This is a genomic window from Pseudenhygromyxa sp. WMMC2535 (genome assembly GCF_011083025.2).
This window is the reverse complement of the sequence record NZ_JABJWV010000001.1, coordinates 7,045,689-7,067,764: the sequence shown is the minus strand read 5'-3', so window position 1 is coordinate 7,067,764 and position 22,076 is coordinate 7,045,689. Positions and strand designations below refer to the sequence as shown.

Genomic DNA, 22,076 nt, shown 5'->3' with positions numbered 1-22,076 from the left:
GCCAAAGCTCAAAGAGCTCAGCCGCGAGGCCACCGCACGAATCAGGCGCTACAAGTCGCAGGTGATGAACTTGTTTCGAGCACCATCGGGCAGCTCGGGACACATCTCGATGGCGTCCTGGTAGGCGACAGTGCAGTCATCGTACCAGCCGGCTTCGCACCCTGGGTTCATGCTCAGACAGTTGCCGTACTCTTCCACTACCGGATTTGCACAGTCGAGGTAGCGCTTGCCCTCCTCCTCGAAGCCCTCGAGCGAGTCGGCGAGACACTCGCGGTCTTCAGCTCGAAGATAGAGTGCGTCCGCACATGCCTGTATGCTCGCGTAGAGCACGTCCTCCGGGCATTCACAGATCTCTGCGAACGCCATGTTTTGGAGGCTCGCGTAGAGTTCGAGTTCCTCCGAGACATCGGGGGGCTGCTGGCATGCGACGCAAGAAAGCGAGGCCATCAGAAACATGCGGCATAGGCGCCTTGGCATGGTGCCATGGTAGGCTATCCCTCCTGATCTTCGCTAGAACGGCTGAGCCTGAGTGTTGCACCAGCAAGCACGGCCGCGCTACTCACGCCAACACCCACGGTGACCGCCCGACGCCAACGGCTCCGGCCGGCTGTGTTCATCGGGACGCGGGGCGCCTTAGCCGCGATTTCGTTCGCACTGGTGAGGGTGGGTCGCCCAACGACCTGCGGCCGTCGGGGCGCCCTCGGTGGCCTGATATCGGGTGCGAGCAGCTGGTGGCCATCGACCCCCGGACCCTTGAGCAAGGGATTGACCGGCGATGCCTTGACCCCGACGGCCTCGAGCTCCGCGCGGTACTCGGGATCGCTCACCTGCCGGAGGTCGATGAGCATCCGCTTGCCGTCGTTGAGGAGCGCTCGCCGAGCATCCATGAAGCGGTCGGCGAGCGCCGTGGAGCGCAGCTTGCCGCCGGGATGGTAGAGCGCGCCTGCTCCTGGCGGGACGTAGGCGACTTGAAAAGAGTCGAGGTAGTGGGCCTGGAGCGCTCGCAGGTCCTCGCAAAACGGCTTGATGATCCTCGAGAACACCGACGCCTCGAAGGGGATCGAGAACGTGCTGTCCTCCCGCGGTGACGCGATCAGCCCGAGCGGCATGTCGGGCTCCCGTCCCCCCAGCTCGGGCCCGGTCTTCCCGTCGAAGGATGTCATCAGCGTTGCCAGCCTGGAGATCAGTCCCCGCCAGCCTTGGCCTTTATAGTGAAGCCACTCCTCGGCAGCGAATTCCCAGAAAAACTCGAAGGAGCTCTTCCACTGAGTCAGCATCTTGTCGGTGTCCAGCGTATAGAGCAGTGGCCCCGGCCGGGAGATCATGTCGAGAGTGTTGAGCAACAACTTGTTCGTCGATGGATAGAACGCCCCCACGTTCTCCCCAGGGGTCGACGCGTTGAGCGGAGCCCCGCCGTAGGCCCACCCGACCCCCTCCGTCGGCCACACCGACTCCGGGTCCACGCACTGCCGGCAGTCTCGGCTCCCGTCGAAGGTCTTCACGCCCTTGTAGCAGGGCTTGTCCACGCCCTTGCACCTCAAGGTGTAGCGATCCACCGACGTCCCGCGCACCGAGTAGTAGAAGCGATACGACGCCTGCAACACCCGCAGCGTCACCATCGTGCCTGGCATGAACCCGAAGGTCGATCCATCGCCGGGGTCGAAGCTGAACTCCGTGTCGCCCTTCGGCCCCCGTGCAACCTGCGGGGTCCCTTGCTGCGCGGCGATCCCATCTTCGCGATGCTGAAAGGTCCAAGGCTGATCGTGGCGATAGGCCGGCAAGTATAGCGAGGTGTAGTCGGCGTTGTAGGCTGGCTCGATCTTGCCGTCGGGATACACGATCCCGCCGGTCCCCAGCTCCCTGAAGACCTCGAACACGCGGTTGACCTGCCACGAGTCCGTCGCGGGGTCGTCGGTCTGGAGCGGCGGCAACACCACGTCCTTGCCCAGCTCCTCCGCCCGGATGGCCATCCCCACGTCCACCGCCCACACCGCCACCGCGATCACCTGCGCGATCGTCCGCGCGATGATCCCCGTGTTCGCGGCGATCAACTGCAAGACCTGCAAGCCCATGTCCTTGAGCAGCGTCGGGAGCACCTCCTCGGCGTTCTCGAAGTTGCCGAAGGCGTCGAGCGTCCGGGTGATGTTCCCGTAGACGGTCGCCACGGCGCCGCCGAGGTCGACCTTGTCCAGCGCTGGGAGCCCCACTCGGGTCGCCAGCTCATAGACCCCGATCTGCATGCTCGAGATCCAGTTTTGCCAATCCGCCGAGGCGAAGGCTTGCATCGCCAGCTCCCCCACGAGCCCCACGGCGGGATCGAGCACGGAGTTTTGAAGCACCTCCTTGCCCGGCATCTTGCTGGCAAAGGTGAGCCACTCGGACCCCTGGGGAAATACTCGCTCGGCTCGCTTGGTGACCTCGCTGATGTAGGTCTCGGCTGGTCGCAACAACATCAGTCCTTCTCCCGTCGCCCAGGTCCGACCTGGGTCACCTTGAGTCCTTCACCGCCGCTCGAGGGCGCGGGCCGTGGCGTGTCGACGATCTCGACGAGATCGCCGAAGAGCGCGAGCGCGAGGGCTTCTTCGTCCTCGAATTCCTCGAACCCCAAGGCCCGCTCGAGGTCCTCGCAGGTGAGCCCCTCGAGCTCGCCCGCCTCGAGCTCCAAGACCGTCGGACCGAGCCGCCCTTCAGAGCTACTCTTGCGCTGGCTCGCCATAGTCCCCCAACCTGTACATGGCCAACCGGCCCACGATGTAGCGCCCCGCGAGCTGCTGCTCGGGCGTTCCAATCTCCAAGAATCGTTTGGTCACAAATACCTTACTCATCCCACGCAAGTGCAAGAGCGCCTCGCGTTCGTCTTCCATCTTTGCAGCTTCCTCCACCAACACCATGAAGCCTTCGATCGCGTTGCGATTGTCATTGAAGAGCTTGCATAGCTGCGGCTGCGTCAGTGTCATCCCCACATAGGCCAGCGCTTGCTGTGCGCATCGAAACTCAGGGAACACCTGCATGGAGCGGTTGGCCCAGTTCTCGAACATCGCCCGTGCCGTGGGCACGACCGTCGTCAACGTGGCGTCGACTGCGTAGCGCAGGAACTCCAGGGTCATCCCCCGACGCTGGGTCTGCTGCTTGGCCTCGAAGGCGCGGGCGCGGGCTTCGGTCCGCCCGGTGTGTTGGTCGAGCAGCCCTCGCACCTGCTCCTGTTCGTACTCGATCGCCCGCTCGAGGATCGCCCGGGTGCTCGAGATCAGCTCGGGCGCGGCGGCCGACGCTTTTTGCGCGAGCGAGAACGAGTGGTTGCGCTCCTCGGTGAGCTTGAGGAGCAGCTCGTCCTTGATCGCGTTGATGCGCTCGAAGTCGTCTCCAAACCGATCCTGCGGTGGGGAGTGCTCCTCTTCGCCCATCTCCTCGCTGGGGCCTCGCCCGCCCTCGACGCGGCGTGAGACCTCGAAGAGCACGGCACCGTCTTCTCCGTAGCCGCGCAGCTGGAAGTCGCAGCGCGAGTCGAGGCCGCGGGCCCAGTGGACACAGCGGCGCCACAGCCCCTCGACGATGAGCCGCGCCTGCTCGCGAAGTTCCTGCGGATCCTCGTCCTCGCCGGGCGGCCACTCGAAGTGGGTATCCGAGAGCTCGAAGCCCTCCCAGGTCCTTACGGGTGCCCCCTCGAACTCGGACAGGTCCAGCGCCGGCGAGACCATCGGCCGGTACCGGCTCGAGCCTCGCCGCCACAGCAGCCGTACTCGGAGCAGTTGTTCGTCGTGGGCGACGAGCGCATCGATCCACTCGTTCGGCGCGGACGCCTCCCGTTTCTTCACCGTCATGTTCTCTCCTTCTAACGAGCGACGAACACCAAGCTGAGGGAACCCTGGGCAAAGGTCAACGGCAAAAGTCTATTTTTCCTCTCCGCTGTCTAATTCGAGGATCTATGAGCACGAATAGACCGGACAATAGACCGGATAATAGACCGGGCAATAGAGAATCGAATAGACCGGAAGGCCTGAAACACAAACGAAAAAACCAGGCGGTGACCTCGAGGCTCTCAAAAGCGGGAACATTTGCCGGTTTTCGACAACCCCTGGCGATGGCACGCCAAAAGGCATGTGCATGACCTGGCCGCGAATAATCTGGACACATGCAGACCCGCGGGCATGTTGACGCTTTGCGAAAACCAGCCCAGTTTGTTGCCATGGCAGTCAGTAGTCAGTTGGCGACGCGCGAGGAGATGCTCGACAGCCTCGACGCCGAAATGGTGAGGCTCACCGAAGAGACCGAGGCCACGGCCTTTGGTCTCGAGTGCGCTCGACGAGAGGCCGAAGATGAGCGCCGCTCGCTCTTGTTTCACCGCACGGCCGAGGGCCTGGAGGTGGCCACGAGCGTGTGCGCGGGCAGCTTGTCCACGGTGCATCTGGGCTCCGTGCCTGCTGGCGCCGCAGCGAACTTCTTGATCGGCGGCGCCTCGAAGGTGCTCAGCTTCATGGCCCCCAAGCACCCTGCGGCCCAGGTTCTCAGCCGGGGAGGCAAGGAGTTCTTGCACTGCCAGCTGGCGATCCTCGCCCGCAACGCGATCCTCGACCCCTGAGCGCGCATGCGCACCCACAAAGGTAGACCCATGACCAAAACCCAGACACAAGAGCGCCCCCTCGAACAGCGAAAGATGCAGCGCAAGCAGGCCAAGCAAGCAGGCCGCGACCGTCGGGCCGAGATGATCTTGGCCGCTCAAGACGAGAAGAAGACCCGCGACGAGCAGCTGGAGCTGCAGATCTCCAACGTCGACGTGCGCGTCGCTGGGCTGGAGGCTCGCTGCGCCAAGCTGGAGACCCTCCTCGCCGAGTTCGCCCCTGAAACCCAGTCCCCACTGAACCAAGAGGCCAAGTCATGATCGGATCCCATCTCAACAGTCTTCTCCCTTGCACCACACCAGGCTCGCCCTACGGCCTCGAAGCCGCGCAGGAGGCCATGGAGCGCAAGATGGTCTGCCCCAGCGAGTTTGCCTTTGGCTGCGTCGTGCCTTTCGAGGTCGAGATCGCCTTGGCCCCTGGCACACGCGTGAGCCATGAGGTCAAGCCCAACGTCCGGCTCCTGCCCGTCGCCATGGTCGCCCACTTGTCGGGATCGGATATTCGGATCGAGGCGATCACGCGCCGAGACGACCGTGCCGCGGGACTCACGGGAACGGGGATCACGACCACACGCGACCCCGACAGCTTCGACTGGGAGCCCCTCAAGACGCCCTTCAACCCTTTCCCCCCAGACATCGGCCCCGTCGACAGCAGCAAGGGCTTTCAGATCACGGTCTCCAACCTCACTGGCGACAAGAGCCAGCTCTTCCAGGCCACCTTCTTCGGGGCGATCGGTGGCTACGCCGGGCTTCGCTACCTTCAGGACAACATCGGCCTGTCCGATCAGCTCTTCAGCAAGCTGGGCACCTGGCTGCGAGAGTCTGGGATCACGATCGAGAGCAGCGGGGCGAAGTGATGATCCGCTTCCCCATCGAGCTTGTCGGTGAGCAGCTGCTCAGCGAGGGGGCGGTGTTCTTCACCGAAGCCCTCGCCAAGCTCAACGCGCGTCAGTTCGTGCGTGAGCAGCCCGAGGACTCGCCTTGCTGCGCGCAGTGTGCTGGCTGCGAGCTCGATCGGGAAGCCCCGCTGCGCGACGCCAAGCGCCTGCTCGAGGCAAGGCAGGCTTCGCCCGCGAGCATCGTGGCCTACTCCATGGGCCGCGAGCTCGCGCAGGGCGTGGCCTGCCGCGTGGTGCTGATCGACGGGCAACGCCTGGCTTATCAGCGTGAAGACGGCGCGGTCGCGGATCCGCTGAGCAAGTTCGAGAGTGAGACGAAGGAGCAAGACCATGGCAAAGAGCAGTGCTGCTGCGGACAAAGCGAAGGACAGGCCGGCGATGACACCCACGCAGGGCGCCAAGACAGCCCGCGCTGACCTCCCGGCGACTCGCCCCAAGACCGACGAGCCGGCGCGCGTCGACGTCCGCAGGTCCTCTGGTGGGGTGGTCGCGGCGGGCCTCGGCGCGGCCGCGGGCACGGGGCTCGTCGCCTTTGGCCTCTACAAGCTCGGCGAGCGTGCCGGCTGGTGGGGGGATCCGAGCACGATCGTGATCGACGACCCTGCGGACAGCGGCGGAGATCAAAGCGGCGGCGGGGAGAGCAACTCCGGCGGCGGCTCCAAGAGCTCGACCATTGCGATCGGGAACCCACCCAACATGAGCGGAGATGCAGAGGGGTACAACACCTCGCTCTTTCCTTCGCCGGCGGCGGTCCGCCTGGCGCTCAAGTCCCTCGGCTATGACGTCGAGTTCGAGGCTGCGCCCCTCGTCGGCTACGAGGAGACCCACGGCGAGGTCCAGCGCTTTCAAACCGACTGGAACCGGGTCATCAAGGCGATCGACACCGGCAAGATCAGCTTGCCGAAGTCCGTGAAGAGTCCGGAGAAGCTGGCGATGTATCGCGGGCTGCTCAGCGTCGACGATATCCCCGGGAAGTACACCTTGCGCGCCATCGAGATTGCGATCCGCAACGCGCTGACCAACCTCGTCAAGTTCACCAAGATGCGAGAGGAGTCGAAGCGATGAACAGCCGACGCAAGCTCGAGGCCCTCGGCTACGGGACGACCGCCAAGGAGATGGAGCGCTTTCAACGCGACTACAACCGCTTGCCGCCCAAGCGCCTGCTCCCTCTCACGGGGCGCTTCGACGCCGCAACCGCCAAAGCGATCGACCTCGCCTACGAGGTCCGCACGATGTTCATCCTGACCCGCGACGGAGACTGAGCCATGCCCGACTTCGTGGACCTGCTCATTCAACCCTCCGTGGCGACGGCGTCGCTAGAGCCGAGCCTCGGCCCCGAGGTGATCCCCTTCGTCCCGGCACAGAGCCTGGGCGCGAGCCCGCCACACGACGAGGTCTACGAGCTCGACGACATCGACCTCCAGGCTCTCGAACCCGGGCAGCCGCCGGTCCTCGGCGAGCTCGAGGCTCCCCACTACACCGAGGTTCTCGACCAGCTGTGGATGGAGTTCGACGATCCCGAGGAGCGCACGGCTGGTCGCATGCTCGCCCTGGTCGAGCAGGTCGCGGCCGAGTCCATGCGCCTGCACCAATTGCAGCTCGAGTTTTGGGACTCCCTCGCGGCCAAGACGATCCCCGAGTCGGAGTTTGACCGCTTTCAAAGCGAGTATCTGGCCTATCTCAAGCGGCTCAAGGGCTACAAGCAGACCCTGCTCGTGCTGCCCGAGACCAGCAGGGACACCGACGAGATCTACCTGGGCTTGATCAAGCGTCGATCGGGGGCAGGCCCCGTGCCGGACGCGATCATGCACCTGTACTTCTCCAACCAGATCGGGATCCTCGAGCAGCACGCCGAGGACATGAGCGAGGGCTTTGTCGGTCGTGTCATGACGGCCCTCGCGGTCGTGGATCGCGTCGCCGAGGACGCCGCCGAAGCGCTCTCGGACGAGGTGCGGGATACCGCCGAAGACGCCCAGTCCGCATGGAAGCGAGCGTACTGGTGGATCGTGGGCGGGGTCACCGTGGTGGTGAGCGGGGCCGTGGGCACCGCGGTGTTGCTCACCCGCGAGGGCAATCGTGAGCGGTGATCTCGAGATCCCAGGGTGGGCCTGGGCGGCCCTCGGCGGCGTCACCCTCGGCGGGTTGCTCGGGGCCATGGTCATCAGCGCGCGCCGGCCTGCCTGGGAGATCCTGCTGCGCCGAGCGGGGGCGCCCCGCGAGCTGTGGCCCTTCGCGGCGATCCAGCGCTACACCGAGAGCCGCGGGAACCCCAAGGCCGGCCTTGGCCGCCCCGAGCTCTTCCCTGCGTGGGCCGAGCCCCGCAACGCCTCGCGCGCCCAGCAGCTCAACGAAGCCGACGCGGCCGCGTCCGCCTACGACCGCAACGCAGAAGCCTACGCCGAGTCGCCCTATCCCAGGCAGATGTGGGTCTTTGGTAGCGGCGGGGCCTATGGCCTGCTCCCGGCGAATGCGCTGGCGCCGTGGCAGGACACCGACGCGCTACGCCGCGGCAAGGTCACCCCCTACGACGTGTTCAACCCGTGGCGCTCGACGGTCTTCTTCCTCGAGTACGTCCGCCGGTTGATCGGGAAGTCGAGCTTCACGAGCTTGCCCGAGCGCTCGCGCACCTTCATGGCGCTCAAGCGCGGCATGGCCTCGCCTGCGCTGGTGAGCGACGTCAACGAGCAAAAGACGCGCTCGCAGACCTCCCGGAAGAACGCGACCAAGGCCCTGAAGTCCCTCGGCTTGCGGGAGGACTATCTCGACCAGCCCGTCCCCCTCGACTGGCCCAACTACCGCGGCGGCCTGGAGCTGGTGCCGTGATCTGCTGGACCACGGTTCGCCGCTTCGACGGGGACGTGTCCGAGGCCCTCCACACGGCGATCGTTCCCCCCGAGATGTCGGGCCTACGCTTCATCGCGCTGGTGACCCTCGACAAGGGCTCCGGGACCTACGCGCCCACCCCCGACGCGCCCACGCTGACCGTGGCCTGGGTGCCGCGAGAGCGTGTCACCGACGAAGCGAGCTCCACCGAGGAGATCGACGCCGCGCTCGCAGATCCCGACCAGGTGCCCTTGGTCATCACAGGGGATCAGCCGGTGTTCTATCGCAGTGACGACGGCTCCGCCTTTCCCGCGGTGGGGATCAAGGGATCCCTGATGGTCTTGGCCGTGCGCTTGACGAAGATCGTCGAAGGCGTGCACGGCCAGATCACCTTGGGCTGGGAGGGGCGTTCGAGGTGTTGAAGAGAATCGAGAGCAAGAGGATGCAGACATGAGCACGAAGTGGATCGCCTGGCTCGCCGGCGGCGTCGGATTAGCCGCCGTCATCGGTGGCCTCGTCTGGGCCTACAAGCGGCGCCAAAACGGGCAAGCGAGCCCCAATGAGGACGGGGACAGCCCCGACATCGTTCCCAGCGCGCCCCCGCGAACGCCTGGGGGCGCCAAGCAGACCCTGGGGTACGAGTTCCTCGGGGACGAGGCGCTCAACAAAGAGGAGTCCGAGACCCTCGATGAGATCCTCGGCGACGGCTGGCCACCCTCGGAGGAGACGCTCGACCAGCTCGAAACTGGCGACGTGATCGTCTTTGGGGTCGAGAGCCGACCGGTCGGCGCCTACAAGGCCGCACGCGAACTGATCTCGGCGAGCGTGATCGTGGTCGAGAAGACCCTGATCCGCGCGCGGGTCACCGGAGAGATCCGCTACGCCGAGCACTTCGGAACCAACGCGGGCCACGGCCTGCGGGCGGGGATGGCCGTCGACGTGCCGCGCTCCGTCGTGCTCGGTGCCGGTCGTCCGCAGCCCGCCGAGGGCTACGGGAGCAAGGGTGAGCCCGTGGACACCTTCAAGGCCAGCACCGAGACCGGGAAGACCTACAAGATCCACCCGAGCACGCCCTACGACTTTCAGCTCCCCTATCGCACGAAGGAGCTGGAGTGGTACGTGGATCCACAGCTGGCGACGATGAAGCACATCGGGGAAGACGGCCTGCTCGAGCAGGTCATGTTCACCGAGGGCAGCATGCGCGGAGACGTGACGGTGCGGGCGATCGACAACGATCCCATGCACGGCAAGGTCCTCGTGGGCCGCTGGGACTTCGTGCTGGACGACTGAGCGTTCGCCGGCGAGGCCGGCGACGAGACAACGAGGTGAGAGATGCAGATCGAAGCTGCGCAGCTGCGCATGGCAGACGTCGTCTTGGTTCCGGGTGTCGGTGAGCAGGAAGTCCGTCGACTCGAAGCGGGCACAGACCGAGTTCGAGCCTGGTTTCGCGGAGACGAAGCGCAAGACGCCCCCAGCCAGACATGGCCGCCCTCCGAGGTGCTGACGATCAAGCGGCCCGGGGACATGTTCGAGGCGCCGGCCCTGCCGCGACCCAAGACGGTGCACGAGGCCAACCGGCGGATCATCGCGCGTCTACGGGCGATCGGCTGGGAGTCCCATCAGGGGGGACGCTACACCTACGTCAGCGATCCCACAGACTCCGTGCGCCTCCAGCTGCGCGAGCAGGTGGTCCATCACCAAGGTCGGATCCGCAACCATCGTGGTTCCTGGACGTGGAACCCCAACACGGCGTCCATGGGTTTCACCAAAGACTATGCGATGCAGCTCGACCGTGAGGTCCCTTCGCTCGCGCGTGAAGCCGAGGAAGCCGCGAGGGCGCGACACGCATCCGACCAGGCGCTGATCGACGCGCAGCGTGAGCAGCTGGGTCCGCCCTCGTCGACGGCGGACATGTCGACGCAGGTGGTGGTTCGCTACTCGCGGATCGCAGGGGTGATCTTGTGCGGGGAGACCTACCCGCACCGCGCGAAGATCCGGGAGATCCGTGTGCCTTATCGGCTCAAACCGTCCCGGCGGCTCCCGAAGGGCTGCGCTTGGTACGTCCCGCGGACACGAGACACCTTTCAGCCGCGCGAGCGCGTCGAGCAGCTCGTGGAGGCGCTGCGCCTTCGAGGAGTGCCTGCGGTGCTGGACTACGACCACGAGCCCGAGGCCGACGCCTTGAAGACGGTCCCAGCCCTCGCCCCGGCACCAAAGACTCCCACGGCCTCACGCGCGAGGGCGAAGACGAAGGCGACAAAGCCAAAGCCCCGAGGTCGGACGCCCGACGCGAGCAAGCGCGCAGCAAAGCTGCGGGCGGTCGCGGACAAGGCCGCCGCCGCCGCGCGCCGCGAGCTCGACACCGACCGCCTCGAGAACACCCACCGGCGGGCCGAGCAAGCCGCCAGCGTCCGGCAACGGGCGCGCGGAGAGCTGGCGATCGCCGAGATTCTGCGCAGGGCCGCCGATGAAGTCGAAGCTGGCGAGCTCGAGCATGTCTCGCGGATCTCCAACAAGACCCAGGTCAAGGCGTTGGATCTCGAGCTTCGGCGCGCGGGCTGGGAGCGGGCGCGTAGCGAAGGACGCCCGTCGTCGAGCGTCACCAAGCCTGCTGCCGAGGACATCGCGTTTGCGACGCTGAGGCCCCTTCGTGCGTCCAACTACGCCGTCGATGACCTCTTGAAGGCCACCGAGGGGCTCTCGGGTGTCTCGGGTGATCGCGCCCGCGTGCGAGCCCTCCACAAGAAGATGCGCGACGACAAGGCCGAGCTCGACGCCGAGGATGTCGAGGCCGTCCGCGCCCTGCTCAAAGCCGCCAAGAAGCACGAGCGCAAGGTCTTCTTGCCCTCCGAGATGCTCGCCGACGATCTGCGCAGCCGCGACCGACTGGCGAAGCTTTCGGTCACCGACACCGTGTCCCTCAAGGCCGCGCTGCGCGAGTACCTGGGCTGCTGCGCGGTCGCTCCCAAGGGCGAGGATCCCAAGCACGCCCGCGGGCGCAAGCTGCTGAACATCAACATCTCGGGGTTTGTCCCGACCCCCGAAGACCTCGCCAAGCGCGTGGTCGATGCCGCGGAGATCGAGGCGGGCATGCGCGTGCTCGAGCCCTCGGCGGGTGCGGGGGCGTTGGCCTCGGAGATCCGTGCCCGTCACCCGGACGCGACGCTACACCTGATCGAGCTGAGTCCCACGCTGCGGGACATGTTGTGTGAGGACGGCTTTGAGGTGATCGCGCGAGACTTCTGCGCGCACGTGCCCGAGCGACCCTACGACCGCATCGTGATGAACCCGCCCTTCGAGCGTCAGCAAGATGTCGAGCACATCGAGCGCGCCCTGGGGATGTTGGCGCCGGGTGGGCGCCTCGTAGCGATCGCGTCGGCCGGGCTCCAGCATCGCAGCGACAACAAGACCGAGCGGCTGCGCAAGAAGCTGCTCGAGCTCGACGGCAGCATACGGAAGCTCCCCGCAGGGTCCTTCAAGGCGTCGGGCACCGCCGTCGAGACGGTGCTGGTGATCGTCGACAAGGCACCGGCGAAGAAGGTGATGCCAGCGCACGAACAGCCGGTCCCCAGTTCTGCCAAGACACGGTCCCCGGGATCCTCGAAGCGGCCAGCGCCGAGCAGGGACATTCAGCACCTGCTCAGCAAATGGCGTCGCCACGAGGCGCAGCGCCAGCAGGTCGACAAGGAACGCTACTGGAACGCCATCCCCAAGACCGCGTGCTGGATCCGCAAGGAGGGGAGCGTCTCCGTGACGCTGTGCGCGGCTTTGCTCGACGAGCCGACCGGCGACTGTCCGCCGACCCAGGCCATGCTGAAGGGGAACTCGTCGCAGCTGGTGCTGTGCCAAGCGGGCGAGGGCCCCGAGTATTTTCGGGGACACACGCCTGGGATCACCGCGGCCAAAGCCGAGGCCGACAACCGGATCGTCCGCGGCCGCATGCGCCGCTTCGCCGAGCTCGATGCGCCGACGCGCCCCGTGGCCATCGACGACTTCGAGGCACAAGAGCAGCTCTTGGACACGCTGGTACCCACGCGAAGGGTCTACCTCCCGCGCATGCCCTTCCAGCTGCTCGACGTGGTGCTGCTTCCACCCCAGATCGTGACGCCCGACGGGGCGTCCGTCTCGATCCTTCGCTGGCGTGGCGCGATCCCCAAGGACGCGAAGATCGTCATGCAGGTGAGCGCGAGCAGTCGGATGGACTTCGATACGTTCGAGGCCAAGCTGGGCTCGACGCTCATCCCCTACCGCGGCCACGTGGCTCCCTCGACCGCAGCGCACGTGTTGAAGGAGATCCCCGCGCCTCGTCGTGCCGAGCTCGCGGCGCGTGGTCTGACCATGCACGATATTCAGTTTGGGCGGATCGGTAGGCGCTCGCTGTACTGGCTACACGACCACGAAGGCCGGTTCACCTACGGGCCCGTGACCGCGACTGGAGAGCACGTCAACACGAAGGCGATCCGAGCGCACTTCAGCAAGCTCTACGCCGAGCCAGCGCTTCCCTTGCCCGAGCTGCCCGCAGGCTGGGATCCCAAGACGACGCTTCAGATCACGAGCCTCATCAGCAACCGGGTGGTCTGGAACCTGTGGGACGCCAAGGCGGGGAAGATACTCTTCAAGGCGGAGGGCGACGAAGACTGGCTCGAACAAGACGCCCTCCCGAGGCGCGCGCAGTGGGCCGAGAAGGACGGGTTCGTGGACATCATGCACGCCTCGGCGTACGCGCTTCACGAGGCTGTGAAGCGAGCACCCGACTCCGTTCGGCTGCGCGTGGCCGGGCCGTGGCTGGGCGTGCTCTATCCGAGCGACTTCGGGGACCGGGTGAGCTTCGATCCGCCGACGGGTGGAGCGGTGAGCGTGGAGCAGGCGACCGAGGAGTACGGCGAGTACGTCTCCTTGCTGAGCGCGTCCCCGGACAATGAGCCGCTTCAGCTGTGGGTGAAGATGGGGCCGAAGAGGATCCGCTGGGTGAAGCGGTGGCTTCGAGAGCAGAGCTCGGCGAGGGCGGTTTCCAAGCGGTCGAAGAAGACTTCTGCGGAGGACGATGACATGGGCAAGCACAAGAAGAAGACCACTGCCACCAAGAAGAAGACCGTCGCCAAGAAGAAGACCGCCGCCAAGAAGAAGGCCGCCGCCAAGAAGAAGGCCGCCGCCAAGAAGAAGACCACCGCCAAGAAGAAGACCGTCGCGGCCAAGAAGAAGACCGCCGCCAAGAAGAAGACCACCGCCAAGAAGAAGGCCACCGCCAAGAAGAAGACCGCCGCCAAGAAGAAGGCCACCGCCAAGAAGAAGGCCACCGCCAAGAGGAAGACCACGACCAAGGCGGGAGCACGCAAACGAACTGAGAGTCCGCAGACCGAGCGCAACGAGGGCAAGCGCCGGGAGCCCAAGGGGTTTCGGCTGCGTCGCAACGACAAGGTCCGGTTTCGCTCCAACTCGCGGATCGCCATCGGCCTGGGCATCGACAGCGAGCGCGTGTTTCGGGTGCTGCGTGTCGTGGCCCGCGACAACCGGGAGTTCGCTGTCCTCGACTTGGGCCTGACCAAGCCCAGCCAGGCGCCCGCGATCCCCGTGGGTCATCTCGCCTTGGTCGAGCGCGCAGACGCGATGCCGGCAGACATCCGCCGCTGCGCCGCACGGCTCTCCAAGCTCGGGGGATCTGTCTCGAAGGCGACTCAGCGGCTCATGGTCGAGCTCGCGCGGAGGTACTGATGCTCGAGCTCGTCCTTGGCCTGTCGTCGGTGCTCGCCTCTGGGGTCGTGATGGCCTGGGCACGGGCGCGGGCGAACACGCTCGAGGTCGTGGATCTGCGCGCGGAGGCCCCGGCGAGCAAACGCCAGGTACGCAAGGCCACGGTCGATGCTGTCGTCCTTCATCAGACTGGATTTTCTCGTGGGCTCGATCCGATCCGCTATCGCAAGGTGACAGCGCACTTCGTGGTCCTCCCCGATGGGACCGTGGTGCAACTGCATCCCGTGTCGGCGCGCTTGTCAGCCTCGAACGGGTTCAACTCGAGGTCAGTCGCGGTCGAGTTCGTGGGGAATTTTCGGTCGGTGCAGGGTGGGTGGTGGAAGCCGGAGAAGTACGGACGCAACACGCCCTCCGCCGCACAGATCCGTGCGGGTCGACAGCTTTTGCGCGAGCTTCAGCGAGTGGGCGTGCGCTACGTGTTTGCGCACCGGCAGAGCCTGGAGACGCGAGGGAACGACCCGGGGCCGGAGATCTGGCACGCGGTCGGGCAGTGGGCCGTGACGGCGCTGGGCATGTCGGACGGCGGCCCGGGGTACGCGGTCGGGACCGGGGCGCCGATCCCCGACGCGTGGCGACGAGCACCGACGCTGGCGTGATGATCTCTCGAGCATGGAGACGAGGGCGACCCGGCGGGTCGCCCTCGTCTCTTGTGCGATCGATCTCGATCGGCTAGAAGTGCTCCCAGCCGGCAGTTCTGGGCCTCTACAGACCCTTTGGCACCGGCAAGGATCGATCCAGAATAGCCCCCGAGCCGTCTCCACCATGTCTCCACGAGATCGGAGGAATTGGGGGGACGGATGGGGACTCACGAGGACTCGATGAAGGGGCGGCTCCAGGCTCCGAGGTGGCGTCTGCTGCAAAAGATGTGCGGTGGCGCCTAGTTAGAGAACCGATGTCAGACTCCACCACGGAATCCTGAACACGCCCCTAAGCCGTCGAGATCAAACAAGTTTCTGGATCCCGGTCGCACGGGATCTCGACCTACCCGAGAACTCGCTCAGGGCTTGGGTCGAGCAAGCCAAGATCGATGGTGCCCAGGCAGATCTCGGAGACGCGGAGACGCGGAGGCCGGAGCGGCCGAGGAGTCGGTAGCGGAGTTCGGTCGACATGGCCGCCATGATAGGGGAGGCGCGCGCGGGGGTCTGACGGGGGATCGTGTCACAATTGCCGCGTGCGGTGCCGATGTCGGCGTGCGAACATCGACCGAGCAACCCCGCGATGAAGTCGCTTCCCCACCGCTCCGCGGCGCTCGCGGGCGCCCTGCTGCTCGCCGTGGCGAGCTCGCTCGGCGGGCTCGCTTGTGTGGGCGCCGTGACCACGCGATCGACCCTGACCACACCGAGCGAGGCGCAGCGCTACGTCGTCGTGCGTCGAGATGACGCCCCTGCCGCCGAGGCGATCGGCGCGCGCGAGTGGGCTCGATCGCGTCGAGGGAGGCTCTCGCTCTGGTCTTTGCCCGGGAGCGAGGCGCTGGCGGACTCCTGGGTGATCGCGGATCTCGGACGCGTGACGATCGCCGACAAGCTCGATCCAGGTCAGCTCCTCGACGCGCTCGAACGCTACCGAGATCCGCTCCACCTCGTCGTCGCCCGCGACAAGGCCCCCCCTCGACAGCTCGCCGGGGGCTTGGACACGCCCGGAGGGTGCTCGCTGCGCGCGGCCATCGGTCGCTACCTCGACCTCGACTGCGCGCCCTCGGCGATCGGTCCGCTCCTCGCCGAGGACTGGGTGGTGGAGATCGAATTCTACAAGCCGGGCTGGGTGCGCTGGCGTTGAGCCTCAGGTGCAGCCGAGCCACGGTGTGGGATCGACGGCCGCATTCGGGCCGTCCTCGACCAGAGCGGCCCAAGTCGGCCGCCCACGACGCTGCCGACATGCTCGAAGATGAAGTATGCGACATCGCGGCAACGGCCCCTCGGGCAGACCCCTCCTCCTCCTGGCCGTGAGCCTGTCCGCGCCAACATGGGCGTGCACGACCTCCAACTGTGATGTTCTTCCCGAGAATTGCGTCACGACCAACGATACCGAGACGAGCGAGAGCTCGGGCGCTGGGGAGAGCGAAGACAGCGAGAGCGGGTCCTCGGAATCCAGCACAGGCACCACGGAAGGATCCGAGGGGACAGAAGCAACCGAGGAGGACACGGACTCCGAGGACGACGCCAGCACTGCAGAAGACACGGACTCCGAGGAAGATACCGGCTCACCTTCGATATGTGGCAATGGAGAGCCCGAAGACGGAGAGGCGTGCGACGACGGCAACACCGTCGACGGCGACGGCTGCGACAACGACTGCACCCTCACTGCAGTCGCCGCGCTCAGCCTCGGTTGGCGCTATACCTGCGCGCTGATTGATGGCGGGCGCGTTCGCTGCTGGGGCTACAACACCCACGGCCAGCTCGGCTACGGACACACAAACGACATCGGCGACGACGAGCTCCCCAGCGAGGCCGGAGACGTACTACTTCCAGGCCCCGTCACCACCCTCGACCTCGGCGGATACCACGGCTGCGCGCGCTTCGACGACGGTGACCTACGCTGCTGGGGCTACAACGCCCACGGCCAGCTCGGGAACGGTGGCACGGACAACCATGGCGACGACGAGACCCTCGCCGACTTGGACGGGCTCGGTTTGACCTCGGCCATTGATGTCCGGTTGGGGAGTAACCACACCTGCGCCCTTCTCGAGGGCGGCAATGTTCGCTGTTGGGGACACAATGCCAACGGTCAGCTTGGCCACAGCAACGTCGAGATCTCGCTCCAGCCAGGCGAGAGCCTCTCGATCGGCGGAGCGGCATCCTGGATCGCCGCAGGCGGCGACCACACCTGCGCCCTGCTCGAAAGCGGCGGCCTGCGCTGCTGGGGCGACAACACCTACGGTCAACTGGGCCTCGGCAACATCGAACCACTCGGAGACAACGAGCTCCCCGATGCCGGAGGTCCCATTTCGCTGGGCCTGCCCCCCGACACGGAGATCGTCGACATCAAACCTGGAGAACGCCACACCTGTATCCTGCTCAGCAGTGATGCGGTCATGTGTTGGGGCGAAAATCAGTATGGACAACTGGGCCTAGGGCACACGGACACAATCGGCGACGACGAGCTCCCATCCAGCCAAGCCCCCGTGCTCCTGCCCGCTGCCGCCAAAGCGCTGGCCGTCGGCAACAACCACACCTGCGTCCTGCTCACTGGCGGAGAAGTGATGTGCTGGGGCCGCAACATCTCCGGCGAGCTCGGCCTCGGCCACACCGACAACATCGGTGATGGCGAGCTCCCCCACGACGCAGGCTTCGTCGAACTTGGCGGGAGCGCCCTGATGATCGCTGCTGGCGGTCGCCACACCTGCGCCCTGCTCGAGAACCTCGACCTTCGCTGTTGGGGCTACAACGAGTTTGGCCAGCTCGGTCTCGGCCACACCGACGATGTGGGTGACGACGAGCTGCCTGCGGATGTGGACCCTGTCCCGGTGCTCTGACCGATCAGTCGAATCCCAACCCAATCTCCCGCGGGAGATTGCTAGAGCACGCCCGCGAACACGCGGCGGGCCGGCCCGCGCATGAACACCCCCGCGTCGGCGCGGCTGGGGACGAGGATGCTCAGCAGCCCCCCAGGCAGGCGCACGCGCAGCTGTGTATCCGCGGCGGCGAGCCCCTCGCCCACGGCCGCGGCCGCCGTCGCGCACGCTCCGGTGCCGCAGGCCTCGGTGATCCCCACCCCGCGCTCCCAGACCCACAGGCGCAGCCACACCCCCGCCTCGTCCTCCTCGCGCGCCGCGAATTCCACGTTGGTCTTGCTCGGCAGATAGGCGGGGTCGACCTCGACCCCGGGCCCGAGGCGACGGGCGAGGGCCTCCGGGTCCTCGCCCGGGGCGACGAAGCAGACCGCGTGCGGGTTGCCCATGGACACGTCGAGGAAGCGCCGACCTTCCCCCGCGGCCGGCCGCGACTCCCCGAGCGCCCGCGCCGGGCCCATGTCGACGCCGACCTCGATGACCCCCTCGGGGCTCGCGGCGACGATCTCACAGCGCAGCGGGCCGGCGCCCGTGGCCACGCGGAGGACCTGGCCGGGGGTCTGCGCGAGGTGGGCGGCCACGCAGCGCAGGCCGTTGCCGCACATCTCGGGGACCGAGCCGTCGAAGTTGACCACGGTCATGCTCGCCTCGGCGTCGCCTCGCGCCGGGCCGACGAGGAGCAGGCCGTCGGCCCCCACCCCGCGCCGGCGATCGCAGATCCCCGAGGCCTGCGCCCGCGCCCAGTCCAGGGTCTGCGCGAGCGCCTGCTCGTCGCCCTCGCGGCAGTCCACGAGCACGAAGTCGTTGCCCAGCCCCTCTACTTTGGTGAATTCCATCGACTCGATGCTCCAAGCTCGATGCTCGATCAGCCCTCGGCCAGCACGGCCTCGAGCATCGCCGCGAGCTCGGGATCGTTGCGCAGGATCACGCCCTCGCGCTTCCAGCGGATCCGGCCGTGGCGGTCGATCAAAAACGATGTCGGGTAGCCGTTGAGCTTGAAGGTGGTCTGCGCCTGCCCACCGGCGTCGAGCCAGATCGGGAAGGGCAGGCTCTGCTCGGCGACCATCGAGCGGACCGCGGGGAGCTTGGTGCGCACGTCGGCGTTGAGGCCGACGACGGTGAAGCCTTTGGGCTCGAGGTCGCGGTGGAGGTCGGCGAGCACCGGCAGCTCGGCCACGCAGGGCTTGCACCACGTGGCCCAGACGTTGAGCAGGACCACCTTGCCCTCGAGATCGGCCAGCGCGACGCCCTCGCCGGCGAGGTCTCGGGTCTCGAAGGCGGGGGCCTGCTCGCCCTCGGAGGACGCCACCTTCGCGCCCTCCTCGGCCTTGCAGGCCACGCCGGCCAGCGAGATCAGGCTCAGGGCGAGCACGGCCGCGTGACGACGCAATTTGAGGCGAGCGCGCACCTTCACCGTGTACCCCGGGCTCTGGGCCGCGTCCAGGTGTCCGCCCGGCGCGGTGGCGCATGCTTGCGCCAGCGCGCCGCTCGGTTGAGTTCGACGGCTCCCCGCGCTGGCAAAGCATGCGCCACCGCGCTACACGGGGCCGGTGAGCGCCGATGCCCACGATCCCCGCGCGAGCGCGCCCGCGCCAAAGGGCGCCGATCCCTCGCCCGCGCAGCTCGTCCGCGGGCAGCAGCGCAGCTACCTCGTCGACCTCAGCCCGCGCGAGGTCCTCGACCGCCTCGCCGAGCAGCCCGGGGTCAAGGCTTACGACAGCCACCTGCTCCCGGACTTTGGCGGGCTGATCGAGGACGCCGACTACACCCTCGAGCGCATCGGCGAGCGCGAGTTCAGCATCCACTGCGGCCCCCCGGCCGCCCGCGGGCAGTCGGCCACCGGCATGCTCCGCCTGCTCTACCTGCGCGGCACCCTGGTCCCCAGCGAACGCGGCACCAAGGTCGAGCTGCGCTTCGTCTACCGTCGGCCACGCTGGGCCCTCCAGCGCTGGGTGGGCTTCTTGGCCCTCGCCAGCCTCGGCCTGGTCTGGGTGCTGATCGGCCCCGGCCTCCTCGCCCGCAAGGCCCTGCTCTACGGCGCCCTGCTGCTCGTCCTCGGCCCGGTGGTCATCCACGACCTGCGCCGAGACAAGCGCCTCGCCGGCCAGCGCCTCGACCTCCTCAACCTCGTCGCCCACACCCTCGGCGCCATCGAGATCGACGCCAGCGAGGCCGACAAGCCCTACCGCCACGGCCAGCTCCGCGCCGGCCCTTCGCCGTCGGGGCACGACGATGACGACGACGACGACGACCACGACGACGACGACGACGACTGAGGGTGCCCCGAGCTCGCGCTCGGCGAACTGATTCAGGGCCACAGTAGGCACAGGGCAGCTGGGCGCTGCAAGAGCGAAGGGCAAGCTCGAACCCGTGGGGTCTGAGCTTGCCCTTCCTCTCTCGCGTCATCCGACGCGGTCGCCGCTCCTAGCCCGCGTCGGGGACGGGGAAGCCCGTGGGTCGAGGCGTGTCGAGGCCCGATCCCGAGGGCGAAGCCGTGGGCGTCGAGGACTCGTCGAAGCGCGAGCCCAGCGGCTCGCGCGGCTCGAAGGGCCCGAGCTGGTGGCCGGCGATCAGCTTGCGGACCTCCTCGGCGGTCAGCACCTCGCGCTCGATCAGCGCCTCGGAGACCCGACGCAGGGCGTCGTAGTTGTCCTCGAGCAGCGAGCGCGCCCGCTTGTACTGGCTGGTGACGATGCGGTGGACCTCGTCGTCGATCGCCTGGGCGGTGGCCTCGGAGTAGTTGGCCTGGCGGTTGATGTCCCGGCCCAAGAAGGGCTCGGAGTCCTCCTTGCCGAAGGTGATCGGCCCGAGGCGCTCGCTCATGCCCCACTCGCAGACCATCTTGCGCGCGAGCTCGCTGCAGCGCGCGAGGTCGTTGCCGGCCCCGGTGCTCTTGAGGCCCTCGAACTCGAGCTCCTCGGCGATCCGCCCGCCGAGCAGCACGGCGATGCGGCCCTCGGCGTTGTTCTGGTCGAAGGAGAGCTTGTCCTGCTCGGGCAGGAAGTGGGTCAAGCCCAGGGCGCGACCACGGGGGATGATCGTGACCTTGTGGATCGGGTCGACGACGCCCTTGGGCAGCAGCGCGGCGACCAGGGTGTGGCCAGCCTCGTGCCACGCGGTGGTCCTCTTCTCCTCGGCGGAGATGCGCATGCTCTTGCGCTCGGCGCCCATCATGACCTTGTCGCGGGCGTGGTCGAAGTCGTCGTGGGTGACCCGGTCGCGGTTGCAGCGCGCGGCGTTGAGGGCCGCCTCGTTGACGAGGTTCTCGAGGTCTGCGCCCGAGAAACCCGGGGTCCCGCGGGCCACGGTGCCAAGGTCGACGTCGTCGCCCAGGGGGACCTTGCGGGTGTGCACGCCGAGGATCGCCTCGCGGCCGCGGACGTCGGGCAGGCCGACGACGATGCGCCGGTCGAAGCGACCGGGGCGGAGCAGCGCGGGGTCGAGGACGTCGGGGCGGTTGGTGGCGGCGACCAGGATGACGCCATCGTTGCCCTCGAAGCCGTCCATCTCGACCAGGAGCTGGTTGAGGGTCTGCTCGCGCTCGTCGTGACCGCCGCCCAGGCCGGCGCCGCGGTGGCGGCCGACGGCGTCGATCTCGTCGATGAAGATGATGCAGGGCGCGTTCTTCTTGCCCTGCTCGAAGAGGTCGCGGACCCGGCTGGCGCCGACGCCCACGAACATCTCGACGAAGTCCGAGCCGGAGATCGAGAAGAAGGCGACCCCAGCCTCGCCAGCGATGGCGCGGGCGAGCAGGGTCTTGCCGGTGCCGGGCGGGCCCATGAGCAGCACGCCCTTGGGGATCCGGCCGCCCACGCGCATGTATTTGCGGGTGTCACGCAAGAAGTCGATGATCTCCTCGACCTCCTCGCGGGCCTCTTCGATGCCGGCGACGTCCTTGAAGGTGACCTTTTGCTGGTGCTCGTTGAGCAGCCTGGCCTTGGACTTGCCGAAGCTCATGGCCTTGCCGCCCCCGGCCTGCATCTGGCGCATGAACATGATCATCACGGCGACGATCAGCAGCACCGGGAGCCACATGAGGGCGAACTGGAAGAACATTCCGTCGTCCTCGGGCTCGACCTTGTACTGGACGTCGTTGTCCTCGAGGAGCTTGTAGAGATCGTCCGTCGCCGGCGCGACGACCTGGATCTCCTGGCCCTCGTTTTCATAGGAGACGTTGACGTGGCTCGAGTGAACCTCGAGGTCCACCGAGATCGAGCTCTCTTTGGCGCTGAGCTCCTGGTTGACGACCTGCTCCCGAAACTGGGAGTAGGTGATCTGCTCCGGCTTTTGGCTGTTGGAGAGGAGGTTCGCCAACACCAGCACGGCCACGATCAAGCCGAGCCACACGAGTAAGGTCTTGGTCTGCTGCTTCACGTCGTCGCTCTCGGGGCCCCGGCGGGTTCATCCCGCATGTGCCGTTGTAGCGCACGGATCGGCCGACTCTGCCCGTTGTTCGGCCCCGAACGTGCTGGGGAGC

General features: G+C 67.0%; 22 protein-coding genes. 15 read left to right on the top strand and 7 right to left on the bottom strand.

Annotated elements, in window-relative coordinates:
- Positions 1-48 precede the first annotated feature (48 nt).
- Genes G6O69_RS27505 through G6O69_RS27490 form a run of 4 tightly spaced genes read right to left on the bottom strand, consistent with a single transcriptional unit; the run spans position 49 to position 3,821 of the window.
- Positions 49-477, bottom strand: a complete 429-nt coding sequence (locus G6O69_RS27505) for a hypothetical protein (RefSeq protein WP_176396749.1) — start codon at positions 475-477, stop codon at positions 49-51.
- Positions 478-491: 14 nt separating this feature from the next.
- Positions 492-2,453 (bottom strand): hypothetical protein, encoded by a 1,962-nt coding sequence (locus G6O69_RS27500; protein ID WP_172303334.1) that lies wholly within the window; start codon positions 2,451-2,453, stop codon positions 492-494.
- A complete protein-coding gene (locus G6O69_RS27495) occupies positions 2,453-2,665 on the bottom strand; it encodes a hypothetical protein (protein WP_172303333.1) in 213 nt (70 codons plus the stop codon). Before G6O69_RS27495 ends, G6O69_RS27500 begins: the two co-directional genes overlap by 1 nt.
- A gap of 28 nt (positions 2,666-2,693) precedes the next feature.
- A complete protein-coding gene (locus tag G6O69_RS27490; protein ID WP_172303332.1) occupies positions 2,694-3,821 on the bottom strand; it encodes a hypothetical protein in 1,128 nt (375 codons plus the stop codon).
- Positions 3,822-4,186: 365 nt separating this feature from the next.
- Between G6O69_RS27490 and G6O69_RS27485 the strand changes: the two genes are divergently transcribed.
- The 14 genes from G6O69_RS27485 to G6O69_RS27420 all read left to right on the top strand — a co-directional run bounded on the left by G6O69_RS27485 (position 4,187) and on the right by G6O69_RS27420 (position 17,563).
- On the top strand, positions 4,187-4,579 hold the full coding sequence (locus G6O69_RS27485; RefSeq protein ID WP_172302440.1) for a hypothetical protein: 393 nt from the start codon (positions 4,187-4,189) through the stop codon (positions 4,577-4,579).
- 75 nt (positions 4,580-4,654) lie between these two features.
- The gene (locus G6O69_RS27480) at positions 4,655-4,879 is read left to right on the top strand and encodes a hypothetical protein (protein WP_176396748.1); all 225 of its coding nucleotides are present in this window, start codon (positions 4,655-4,657) and stop codon (positions 4,877-4,879) included.
- Positions 4,876-5,475 carry a hypothetical protein gene (locus G6O69_RS27475; RefSeq protein WP_255215706.1) on the top strand — a complete coding sequence of 200 codons (600 nt, stop codon included), beginning with the start codon at positions 4,876-4,878 and terminating at the stop codon, positions 5,473-5,475. Before G6O69_RS27480 ends, G6O69_RS27475 begins: the two co-directional genes overlap by 4 nt.
- Positions 5,475-5,933: a hypothetical protein gene (locus G6O69_RS27470; protein WP_255215756.1), complete on the top strand. Its 459-nt coding sequence runs from the start codon at positions 5,475-5,477 to the stop codon at positions 5,931-5,933. The genes G6O69_RS27475 and G6O69_RS27470 overlap by 1 nt, the downstream gene beginning before the upstream one ends.
- Positions 5,896-6,582, top strand: a complete 687-nt coding sequence (locus G6O69_RS27465; RefSeq protein ID WP_172302439.1) for a hypothetical protein — start codon at positions 5,896-5,898, stop codon at positions 6,580-6,582. Before G6O69_RS27470 ends, G6O69_RS27465 begins: the two co-directional genes overlap by 38 nt.
- Complete coding sequence (locus tag G6O69_RS27460; RefSeq protein ID WP_172303331.1) at positions 6,579-6,779, top strand: peptidoglycan-binding protein; 201 nt, start codon at positions 6,579-6,581, stop codon at positions 6,777-6,779. Before G6O69_RS27465 ends, G6O69_RS27460 begins: the two co-directional genes overlap by 4 nt.
- Positions 6,780-6,782: 3 nt before the next feature.
- Positions 6,783-7,604 carry a hypothetical protein gene (locus G6O69_RS27455; RefSeq protein ID WP_172302437.1) on the top strand — a complete coding sequence of 274 codons (822 nt, stop codon included), beginning with the start codon at positions 6,783-6,785 and terminating at the stop codon, positions 7,602-7,604.
- Positions 7,594-8,340 carry a hypothetical protein gene (locus G6O69_RS27450; RefSeq protein ID WP_346017006.1) on the top strand — a complete coding sequence of 249 codons (747 nt, stop codon included), beginning with the start codon at positions 7,594-7,596 and terminating at the stop codon, positions 8,338-8,340. The genes G6O69_RS27455 and G6O69_RS27450 overlap by 11 nt, the downstream gene beginning before the upstream one ends.
- Positions 8,337-8,762, top strand: coding sequence for a hypothetical protein (locus G6O69_RS27445; protein ID WP_172303330.1), 426 nt, complete (start codon positions 8,337-8,339; stop codon positions 8,760-8,762). The genes G6O69_RS27450 and G6O69_RS27445 overlap by 4 nt, the downstream gene beginning before the upstream one ends.
- Before the next feature lie 28 nt (positions 8,763-8,790).
- The gene (locus G6O69_RS27440; protein WP_172303329.1) at positions 8,791-9,630 is read left to right on the top strand and encodes a hypothetical protein; all 840 of its coding nucleotides are present in this window, start codon (positions 8,791-8,793) and stop codon (positions 9,628-9,630) included.
- A 42-nt stretch (positions 9,631-9,672) separates the two neighbouring features.
- Positions 9,673-14,052 (top strand): methyltransferase, encoded by a 4,380-nt coding sequence (locus G6O69_RS27435; RefSeq protein ID WP_172303328.1) that lies wholly within the window; start codon positions 9,673-9,675, stop codon positions 14,050-14,052.
- Entirely contained in the window at positions 14,052-14,687 is a 636-nt protein-coding gene (locus G6O69_RS27430) for a peptidoglycan recognition family protein (RefSeq protein ID WP_172302433.1), read from the top strand. The genes G6O69_RS27435 and G6O69_RS27430 overlap by 1 nt, the downstream gene beginning before the upstream one ends.
- A gap of 622 nt (positions 14,688-15,309) precedes the next feature.
- Complete coding sequence (locus G6O69_RS27425) at positions 15,310-15,867, top strand: hypothetical protein (RefSeq protein WP_172306461.1); 558 nt, start codon at positions 15,310-15,312, stop codon at positions 15,865-15,867.
- A gap of 166 nt (positions 15,868-16,033) precedes the next feature.
- Positions 16,034-17,563: a hypothetical protein gene (locus G6O69_RS27420; protein ID WP_172306460.1), complete on the top strand. Its 1,530-nt coding sequence runs from the start codon at positions 16,034-16,036 to the stop codon at positions 17,561-17,563.
- A 41-nt stretch (positions 17,564-17,604) separates the two neighbouring features.
- On the opposite strand, the gene dapF is transcribed toward G6O69_RS27420, so the two are convergent.
- Together dapF and G6O69_RS27410 are read right to left on the bottom strand one after the other, a co-directional pair.
- Positions 17,605-18,435: a diaminopimelate epimerase gene (dapF, locus tag G6O69_RS27415; protein ID WP_217909922.1), complete on the bottom strand. Its 831-nt coding sequence runs from the start codon at positions 18,433-18,435 to the stop codon at positions 17,605-17,607.
- Between the two features lie 29 nt (positions 18,436-18,464).
- Entirely contained in the window at positions 18,465-19,007 is a 543-nt protein-coding gene (locus G6O69_RS27410) for a TlpA disulfide reductase family protein (protein WP_172306459.1), read from the bottom strand.
- A 142-nt stretch (positions 19,008-19,149) separates the two neighbouring features.
- Here G6O69_RS27410 and G6O69_RS27405 point away from each other — a divergent pair, with 142 nt between their 5' ends.
- Positions 19,150-19,875, top strand: coding sequence for a hypothetical protein (locus tag G6O69_RS27405; protein WP_172306458.1), 726 nt, complete (start codon positions 19,150-19,152; stop codon positions 19,873-19,875).
- 148 nt (positions 19,876-20,023) lie between these two features.
- On the opposite strand, the gene ftsH is transcribed toward G6O69_RS27405, so the two are convergent.
- Entirely contained in the window at positions 20,024-21,973 is a 1,950-nt protein-coding gene (gene ftsH, locus G6O69_RS27400) for an ATP-dependent zinc metalloprotease FtsH (protein WP_172306457.1), read from the bottom strand.
- Positions 21,974-22,076: the final 103 nt, after the last annotated feature.